Source organism: Streptomyces sp. SID11385 (assembly GCF_010548245.1).
In the GTDB taxonomy this organism is placed as follows: Bacteria; Actinomycetota; Actinomycetes; order Streptomycetales; family Streptomycetaceae; genus Streptomyces.
The window spans coordinates 1-8,908 of record NZ_JAAGLR010000346.1 but is presented as its reverse complement, the minus strand read 5'-3'; the positions used below and the strand labels follow the sequence as shown (position 1 = coordinate 8,908).

Below are 8,908 nucleotides of genomic sequence, written 5' to 3'. Positions count from 1 at the left end.
TCGGTGTACCCGGACGTGCGGGACGAGGAGGGCCTGGCGGCCTCGTGCCGGCACGGCAGGGACCTCGGCTTCTTCGGGCGCGCCGCGATCCACCCCCGTCAGCTCGCGGTCATCGAGCACGCGTGGCGTCCCAGCGGCGCGGAGGTCGCGGCGGCGGACGAGGTGCTGGGCGCGGCGGCGCGGGACGGCGGGGCGCTCGTGCTCCCGGACGGCCGCTTCGTGGACGCGGCACTCGTCGCGGTCGCCCACCGCACGAAGGCCCTCGCGGAACGGCTCGGGGTGGGGTGAGCGGCGGTCACGATGACGAGTTCGCGGGCCCATCACACTCCTTCATGAGAACCACCGATCGCGGGGCGCCGGCACTCCACACTGCCTGATGTTCACCAGCCGCGGTCCGCCCCGGCGGGCTGATCGGCTGGCGCACTCGGGCGGCGATGCTGTCGGGCCTGGTGGGGTGCGATCCCTGCCTCACGGCTCCGTGGGCCGGAGCCCGGCGCTGGGGAGTGTCGCTGCCGCGCCCGCCGTCAGGAGTAGCCCGACCGCGGCGAGCAGCATGCTCCACCGCATGCCCGACAGGAATGTGTCCGCCCCGGAAAGCAGTGCGCCGAAGACGGCCACCGCGATGGCTCCGCCGGTCTGGCGGGCTGTGTTGAGGGCGGCGGAGGCGGTGCCCGCCCGGTCCGCGGGCACGGCGTCGAGGAGCAGGGCGGTCAGGGCGGGAACGGCCAGCGCTCCGCCGAGGCCGACCGGCACCATCAGCGCCGCCACGGCGCCCACGGGGGTGTGCGGGCTGACCGTGAGCGGTGCCAGCGAGCCTGACGCGCCGACCAGTTGTCCCGCCACCATCGGCACCCGGGGGCCGAACCGCGCGGCCAGCTTCGCCGAGGCCAGGTTCACCACGGCGACAAGAGCCGTCATCGGAATGAACAGCGTGCCCGCGTGCAGAGCCGACTGTCCGCGCTCCTGCTGGAGGTAGAGACTGAAGACGAACACCCCACCGTAGTAGGCGGCGTTGAGCGTGAAGCCGACTATCAGGGAGACCGCCACGACGCGGGAGCGGAACAACGGCGGCGGAAGCATCGGATGCGTTCCCCTGGCCTGCGTGGCAAGGAAGAGGGCCGCCGAGACCACGGCCATCAGCAGTGACACCACCACGAGCGGCCTGCCGAAGCCCTTCTCGCCGCCCTCGATCACTCCGAACGCCAGTGCCCCCACCGCGGCTACGGCCGTGAGCTGCCCGGCCGTGTCCAGACGCGAGGGCAGCCGGGGGGACGCGGGCACCCGGCTGAGCAGGGCGAGTGCCAGCAGGCCCGCGGGCAGGTTGACGAAGAAGATCCACCGCCAGCCCGCAAAGGCGGTGAGCGCCCCGCCCAGGACCGGTCCGGCTGCCACCGCGACCGCCCCGCCCACGGTCCACACGGCGATCGCACGTGCCCGCTTGGCCTGGTCGGGAAAGCCCTGCCGGACCAGGGCCAGCGACGCCGGCATCATCACCGCGGCCGCACCGCCCTGCACGAGACGGGCGGCCACCAGCACGCCGAGGGCGGGTGCCACCCCGCAGGCGGCCGAGGCCAGCGCGAAGAGGACGAGCCCGCCGCCGTAAGCCCGCCGGGCCCCGATGCGGTCCGACACCGCGCCGGCAGAGAGCATCAGGGCGGCGAAGACGAGGGCGTAGCCGTCCACCACCCACTGCAGCGCGGACATGCCGCCGCCCAGGCTGCGGCCGATGTCGGGCAGGGCGACGGTGACGATCAGGGCGTCCAGCGAGATGAGGAAGAAGCCCAGCAGGGCGGCGCCGAGCACTACGGGCGACTCGTCCCGGGCCGGCCCCGCGGTGCGGGAGGCGATGGAGGACGCTTGCGGCGATGTCATGAGGGCACTCCTGCGACGTTCGGGGAGGTACGCGACCGGTACGGCGGCGATGCCGGCCACCATGGACAGGCCGGGCCCGCAACGGGAAGCCGCGCCTCGCGCGCGACAGGTCCCCGCCGCCGCGCCCGGGCGGGGACGGCGGGACGGAAGGCGGGCGGCCGGGCCGTCAGTTGTCGAAGTCCGTGGAGCGGGTGAGCTTTTCCCAGGAGTGGAGTTCGGTGCGGGCACGGTCGAGGTGGCCGGTGATCGCGTCGGCTGCGTCGTTGCCCAGCGGCAGACGCAGCGGCGCCTCGTCTGCGTCCAGCGCGGTGAGGATGGCGGCCGCGGCCTTGGCCGGGTCCCCGGGCTCCTGGCCGGCTCCACCCGGCAGACCGGAACGGACGGGGCCCACGGTGTCCTCATAGGCATGCAGGGCCGCGGACTGCCGCAGAGCTCCGGTGCCGGCGAAACCGGTGCGGAAGGCGCCGGGCTCGACGATCAGCACGCGGATGCCGTGCGGGGCGACCTCGGTGGCCAGCGCCTCGGAGAGCCCTTCCAGGGCGAACTTGGTGGCGCAGTAGGCCCCGACCCCCGCGAAGGCGAACCGCCCGCCCATGCTGGTCAGTTGCACGATGGCCCCCGAGCCCCGGCGGCGCATGTGCGGCAGTACGAGCCGAGTGAGCGCGGCCGGGCCGAAGAAGTGCAGATCCATCAGATTCCGCAGTTCGGCGTCGGTGGTCTCCTCGACCGCCCCCACCATGCCCCGTCCGGCGTTGTTGACCAGGACGTCGATGCGGCCGTGCCGGGCCACCACGCCGTCGACCGCGTCCTGGATGCCCGCGATGTCGGTGACGTCCAGCGGCAGCGCCTCGACCTGGTCCGGGTGTGCGGTGACCAGGTCGTCGAGCGGCGCGGTGCGGCGGGCGGCGGCGATCACGATGTCGCCCGCCGCCACCGCGGCTTCGGTGATCGCCCGGCCGAACCCGCTGCTCGCCCCGGTGACCAGCCATACCTTGTTCATGTTCTTCCCCCTGTGCCGGGTGACCCGCCGCTCTGAGCGGATCGTGTGTGAACCACCTTGCAGGGCCGCCCAGTTGTCCGTCCAAGATGCGCTGTGATAGCTGATGGTTATGGACGTTCACGGACGGGACCTGCGGTACTTCGCCGCCGTGGCCGAAGAGCTGCACTTCACGCGCGCGGCCGAGCGGCTGTACGTCTCACAGCCCGCGCTGAGCAAGCAGATCAGGGCGCTGGAAAAACAGGTGGGGGCCGCATTGTTCGAGCGCGACCGGCGCGAGGTACGTCTGAGCGCGGCCGGCGCGGCGCTGCTGCCTCACGCTCAGCGCATGCTCGCCGAGTGGGAAGCTGCCCAGGAGGCGGTCGCCCGGGCCGTGGCCGACCAGGCGGCCGTCCTCGTCGTGGGGATGAGTACCAGCCCCGGCCGCGGGGGTGTGCTGCCGGCGATCCGCTCCCGCTTCACCGCCGCCCACCCCGACGCCCGCCTCAGGCTTCGCCAGGTCCCCTGGCACGACTCGACCGCCGGGCTCGCCGACGGCACGTGCGACGCGGCGTTCGTCTGGCTGCCGCTGCCCGATGCGGACCGTTACCGGTGGATGGTGATCGCCGAGGAGCCCCGCGTGGTCGCCATGCCCGCTACCCACCCGCTCGCCAACAGGGAGATCATCGACTTCACCGACCTGCTGGGCGAGCCGTTCCTCGCCCTGCCCCACAGCGCCGGGCCGCTGCGCGACTACTGGCTTGCCACCGATGCCCGCGGCGGGAGGCCGGCGCGCATCGGTGCGGAAGTGGCGAGCACGGAGGAGACGTACGAGGCGCTCGTCGCGGGTCTCGGCGTGGTCCTGCTGGCGGCCGGGAACACTCCGCTGATCACCCTCGGCGGAGTCGTCACCCGTGCGGTGAGCGGCATCGCGCCCAGCCGCTTCGCCCTGGCCTGGCGCGCCGACGAACGCCGCCCGCTGGTGCGGGAGTACGCGCGCGCGTGTGCGCTGGCGGCCGAGACGACACGTACCTCCCTGTGAGATGGTCGTTCGGCTCGTCCTCGATGAGCCGGTGTGTCCGGACCCACCGCGCCCGGGTCCCGCTCAGCGAGCCCAGCAGCGCAGTGCCGTCCTCCTTGCCCTCCGCCACCGGCTCCGGCAAGCGACGGGCGCACGGCCTCCCCCAGGCGCGCCGGGGTCCACGCGCAGAAGACCAGGTCCCCCCGCGCCCGCGCGGCGGCCACTATCCGCTCCTCCGGCCCGGGGCTCGACGGGGTCGCTGCGGCACCGCACAAGCAAGGCCGGAAGGGGCGGGACGGAGGTGATCCGTCCCGCCCCTTCCGGGCGGCCGTGGCTCGTGGGCCGCCGGCTCAGCTCTTCTTGAGGGAGGCCGCGGAGCCGGAGGCTTCGGCGTTCTCGGGGACGGAGTCGCCCGCTTCCGCGGTCGCGTCCTCGGTCGTGTCCTTGTCCTTGTCCTTGTCCGCCTTCGCCCCGTCGTCCTCGGCCGCGTCGGCCTTCGTCCCGTCGCCCTCGGCCTCGGCCCCGGCCTCGGTCTTCGCCTTGGCCGTCCCAATACCGTCGTCCCCGTCGTCCTTCGCGTCCCGCGTGTCCTTCGTGTCCTCGGCGTCGCGCGGCTCCGGGACGTCGCCCTCGCCGCCCTTGTCGACGATGACCTCGCGGCCCGGGCGGAGCCGGGCGGAGAGCACGAAGTAGGTGACGGCGGCGAGGAAGACGATGATCGCCGTCCACACGTTGAGGCGGACCCCGAAGATGTGGTGCGCGCTGTCCACGCGCATGTACTCGATCCAGCCGCGGCCCGCGCAGTACGCGGCGACGTAGAGCGCGAAGGCGCGTCCGTGGCCGAGGCGGAAGCGGCGGTCGGCCCAGATCACGAGGAGGCCGACGCCGATGCACCACAGGAACTCGTAGAGGAACGTCGGGTGGTACGTGCCGGGGATGCGGCCGCCGCTGTCGCTGGTGATCTTCACCGCCCAGGGCAGGTCGGTCGGCTTGCCGTACAGCTCCTGGTTGAACCAGTTGCCCCAGCGGCCGATCGCCTGGGCGAAGGCGATGCCGGGGGCGACCGTGTCGGCCCAGGCCGGGAGGGGGATGCCGCGCCTGCGGCAGCCGATCCAGGCGCCGAGGGCGCCGAAGGCGATCGCGCCCCAGATGCCGAGGCCGCCCTCCCAGATCTTGAAGGCGTTGACCCAGTCCTTGCCCTCGGTGAAGTACAGCTCGTAGTCGGTGATGACGTGGTACAGCCGTCCGCCGACGAGCCCGAAGGGCACCGCCCAGACGGCGATGTCCGCCACCGTGCCCGCCCGGCCGCCGCGCGCGATCCAGCGCCGGTTGCCGATGAGCACGGCGACGAAGACGCCGATGATGATGCAGAACGCGTATCCGCGCAGCGGGATGGAGCCGAGGTACAGCACTCCGCGCGACGGGCTGGGAATGTAGGCAAGGTCCATGACGACTCAACGCTATCGCGTGGGGAGCGCGGGGCGGGGCGCGGTGTTGGCAACGTCTCCGTAACGTCGCCCCGCGGCGGGGCCGGCCTCCTGCGGCCTCCGGCCGTGTCCTCAAGCGCCGGACGGGCTTGATTCCGCGGCCTCGGGCGAGGGGTTCAGCTCTTGTCGGCCTTCGCCTCCACCAGTTCCTTCAGGCGGTCCGGGGTGAAGGCGGGCTTCGGGTTCTTGAAGACGTCTTTGCCGTCGAGGATCACCGTGGGGGTGCCGCGGAAGTCGCCCTGGGTGAATTTCTCGTTGGACTTGGTGACCCAGGCGCGGTGGGTGTTCCCCTTGACGCAGTCGCGGAAGGCGGGGGTGTCGAGGCCCTTGACCTTCTTGGCGAGGGCGATGAGCTTGTCCGGCTCGGCGTAGGGGTCGGTCGTCTCGGCCGGCTGATGGGCGTAGAGGACGTCGTGGTAGGCGGGGAACTTGTTCTCGTCCTGCGCGCAGAGCGCCGCGTTGGCCGCGGTCGCCGAGCCGCTGCCGCCCATGTTGCCGTCGATGAGGGTGGCGAGGTGGTACTCGACGCGGAGCTTCCCCGAGCCGGTCAGCTCGTGGATCGTGGACCGGAAGCCGTTCTCGAACTGGGCGCAGGCCGGGCAGCGGAAGTCCTCCCAGATGGTGAGGACGGAGGGGGCCGACTTCTCGCCGAGCGGGATGGCGAGCCCGTCCTCGCCCGTCGCGCCCTTGGGCGCCACGACGGGCCCCGCGGCATCCGTGCTGCCCTTCTTGCCGATCGTGACGGCGGCGCCGACGCCGCCCGCCACAGCGAGCACCCCGAGCACGGCGGCGCCCATGACGAGGCTCTTGCGCCGCTTCTCGCGGGCCTCCTCGCGACGGCGGTCGGCCGCGATGCGGTCCCGCGCGGACAGCTTTCCCTGACGATTCTTCTCGCTCACACCCCCGCCAACGAACCGGACGGGCACGCGTGCCTGCCGCACCGCTTCTTCACGCGGACGAGTGAAGCGGGACACGCCGCGTTGCCGGGAACCGGTCGGCTCATCGTCCGCCCCTCACGGACGTCGGAAGGCACGGCGGGTCCCGGAGGCGCCGGACAGCCCGCGGGCCGGGCACGGCCGGGAGAATCCCCGCCGTACCCGGCCCGCGGCCGTGCCGCGCCTCGGCCGCACCGGACGAGCCGGTTCGCCCCGGCCGCCGGCCCGGCCCCGCCGGTTCAGCCCCGCTGCCGGACGCCCTTCGCCAGTTCGCCCGCCAGTTCCCGTACCGCCGCGAGTCCCGACTCCTCGTCGGGCGCGTCCAGGAGGCGCTTGACGAAGGCGGAGCCGACGATGACGCCGTCCGCGAAGGCGGCGACCTCGGCGGCGTGGGCCGGGGTCGAGACGCCGATGCCGACGCAGATCGGCAGGTCCGTCGTGGCGCGGGTGCGGGTCACGAGGTCCTTGGCCTGTTCGCCGACCGAGTCGCGGGTGCCCGTGACGCCCATGAGCGAGGCCGCGTAGACGAAGCCGCTGCCCGCCGCCGTGATCTCGCCGAGCCGCTTGTCGGTGCTGCTCGGCGCGACGACGAAGACCGTCGCGAGGCCCTGCTTCTCGGCGTGCGCGCGCCACTCGCCGGCCTCCTGCACGGGCAGGTCGGGCAGGATGCAGCCCGCTCCCCCGGCCTCGGCGAGTTCCCGCGTGAAGCGCTCGATGCCGTAGCGGTCGATCGGGTTCCAGTACGTCATGACGAGGACGGGCTTGCCCGTCGCCTCGAAGGCCTGGCGGACCGTGTCCATGACGTGCCGGATCTTGAGGCCGCCGCGCAGCGCGATGTCGTCGGCCGTCTGGATCACGGGGCCGTCCATGACCGGGTCGGAGTGCGGCAGCCCGACCTCGACGACGTCGGCGCCGCCTTCGAGCGCGGCCCGCACGGCCTTCGCGCCGCCCTCGATGCTCGGGAAGCCCGCCGGAAGGTAGGCGACGAGCGCGGCGCGGTTCTCGGCGCGGGCCCCCGCGAGGGTGGCGCTGAGCAGCGCGGACTGTCCGCCGTGGATCTCGTTCACTGGGGCTCCCCCTCCGCGTCGGCGCGGACGACGCCGTCCACGACGACCGACGCGTCGTCGTACAGGCCGAAGTACTTCGCGGCGGTGTCCATGTCCTTGTCACCGCGGCCGGACAGGTTGACGAGAACGAGCCCGTCGGGGCCGAGTTCACGGCCGACGTCGAGGGCGCCCGCGAGGGCGTGCGCCGACTCGATGGCCGGGATGATGCCCTCGGTGCGCGACAGGAGCCGCAGCGCCTCCATCGCCTCCCGGTCGGTGACCGGGCGGTACTCGGCGCGCCCGCTCTCGCGCAGGTGCGCGTGCTCGGGGCCGATGCCGGGGTAGTCGAGCCCGGCGGAGATCGAGTAGGGCTCGGTGATCTGGCCCTCCTCGTCCTGGAGGACGTAGCTGCGGGAGCCGTGCAGTATCCCCGGCTCGCCCGCCGTGAGGGTCGCCGCGTGCTCGCCGGAGGCGACGCCGTGGCCCGCGGCCTCGCAGCCGACGAGCCGGACGCCCTCGTCGGGCAGGAAGGCGTGGAAGAGGCCCATCGCGTTGGAGCCGCCGCCGACGCAGGCGATCGCGGCGTCGGGGAGCCTGCCGGTGCGCTCCAGGAGCTGGCGGCGGGCCTCGACGCCGATGACGCGGTGGAAGTCGCGGACCATCGCGGGGAAGGGGTGCGGGCCCGCGACGGTGCCGAAGAGGTAGTGCGTGTGCTCGACGTTGGCGACCCAGTCGCGGAACGCCTCGTTGATGGCGTCCTTGAGGGTGCGGCTGCCGGACTTCACGGCGACGACCTCGGCGCCGAGCATCCGCATGCGGGCCACGTTGAGCGCCTGGCGCTCGGTGTCGATCTCGCCCATGTAGATCGTGCAGTCCAGGCCGAAGAGGGCGCAGGCGGTCGCGGTCGCGACCCCGTGCTGGCCCGCGCCGGTCTCGGCGATGACGCGGGTCTTGCCCATGCGGCGGGTGAGCAGCGCCTGCCCGAGCACGTTGTTGATCTTGTGGGAGCCGGTGTGGTTGAGGTCCTCGCGCTTGAGGAACACGCGGGCGCCGCCCGCGTGCCCGGCGAAGCGCGGCACCTCGGTGAGGGCGCTGGGGCGCCCGGTGTAGTTGAGGAGGAGGTCGTTCAGCTCGGCGGCGAAGGCGGGATCGCTCTTGGCCTTGTCGTAGGCGACGGCGACCTCGTCGACGGCGGCGACGAGCGCCTCGGGGATGAAGGCGCCGCCGAAGCGGCCGAAGTAGCCCTCGGTGTTCGGGCTCAGGCCCTCTGGATCGGGCACGAAGAAGTCGTGCCCCTGGGAAGTCTCGTGTGACATGGGTGGACGCTCCGGTACCGGGGCGCGCGCGGGCGGCCCGGGAGAGGTGGTCAGGGACGGCACGGTGGCCACGAGGGTACGGTGCGTGGGCGCCCGGGCACGTACGGTGCGGGCGGCACGCCGCGTCAGTCCCTCAGCGGCCGGTGCGGCGCCATCGCATGCCGTTGACCTGCCCGGGCTCGTCGCCGATCACGTACCGCACGCGGCGGCCGTGGACGCGGCGGGCCGGGGCGCGGCAGCCGCGCGGGCGGCAGC

At 73.3% G+C, this 8,908-nt stretch carries 7 protein-coding genes and 2 pseudogenes; 2 read left to right on the top strand and 7 right to left on the bottom strand.

The annotated features are described in order from the left end of the window. Positions 1 to 288 (top strand): annotated as a pseudogene (locus G3I42_RS10375) (CoA ester lyase); the annotation flags it as partial. 180 nt (positions 289 to 468) lie between these two features. Here G3I42_RS10375 and G3I42_RS10370 read toward each other — a convergent pair. Further along, complete coding sequence (locus G3I42_RS10370; RefSeq protein ID WP_164284572.1) at positions 469 to 1,872, bottom strand: MFS transporter; 1,404 nt, start codon at positions 1,870 to 1,872, stop codon at positions 469 to 471. A 166-nt stretch (positions 1,873 to 2,038) separates the two neighbouring features. Beyond that, positions 2,039 to 2,872: an oxidoreductase gene (locus G3I42_RS10365; protein WP_164284569.1), complete on the bottom strand. Its 834-nt coding sequence runs from the start codon at positions 2,870 to 2,872 to the stop codon at positions 2,039 to 2,041. Positions 2,873 to 2,975: 103 nt separating this feature from the next. On the opposite strand from G3I42_RS10365, the gene G3I42_RS10360 reads away from it, so the two are divergent. Continuing rightward, on the top strand, positions 2,976 to 3,890 hold the full coding sequence (locus G3I42_RS10360; RefSeq protein WP_203606619.1) for a LysR substrate-binding domain-containing protein: 915 nt from the start codon (positions 2,976 to 2,978) through the stop codon (positions 3,888 to 3,890). A gap of 329 nt (positions 3,891 to 4,219) precedes the next feature. Here G3I42_RS10360 and lgt read toward each other — a convergent pair whose 3' ends face one another. The 5 genes and pseudogenes from lgt to G3I42_RS37480 all read right to left on the bottom strand — a co-directional run. Further along, positions 4,220 to 5,317 (bottom strand): prolipoprotein diacylglyceryl transferase, encoded by a 1,098-nt coding sequence (lgt, locus tag G3I42_RS10355; RefSeq protein ID WP_164284563.1) that lies wholly within the window; start codon positions 5,315 to 5,317, stop codon positions 4,220 to 4,222. A gap of 155 nt (positions 5,318 to 5,472) precedes the next feature. Then, positions 5,473 to 6,255 (bottom strand): thioredoxin domain-containing protein, encoded by a 783-nt coding sequence (locus G3I42_RS10350; protein WP_343244509.1) that lies wholly within the window; start codon positions 6,253 to 6,255, stop codon positions 5,473 to 5,475. A gap of 275 nt (positions 6,256 to 6,530) precedes the next feature. Then, complete coding sequence (gene trpA, locus G3I42_RS10345) at positions 6,531 to 7,358, bottom strand: tryptophan synthase subunit alpha (RefSeq protein ID WP_164284557.1); 828 nt, start codon at positions 7,356 to 7,358, stop codon at positions 6,531 to 6,533. Next, positions 7,355 to 8,653 (bottom strand): tryptophan synthase subunit beta, encoded by a 1,299-nt coding sequence (trpB, locus tag G3I42_RS10340; protein ID WP_164284554.1) that lies wholly within the window; start codon positions 8,651 to 8,653, stop codon positions 7,355 to 7,357. The genes trpA and trpB overlap by 4 nt, the downstream gene beginning before the upstream one ends. Before the next feature lie 133 nt (positions 8,654 to 8,786). Then, a pseudogene (locus G3I42_RS37480) lies at positions 8,787 to 8,908 on the bottom strand (tryptophan synthase subunit(beta)); the annotation flags it as partial.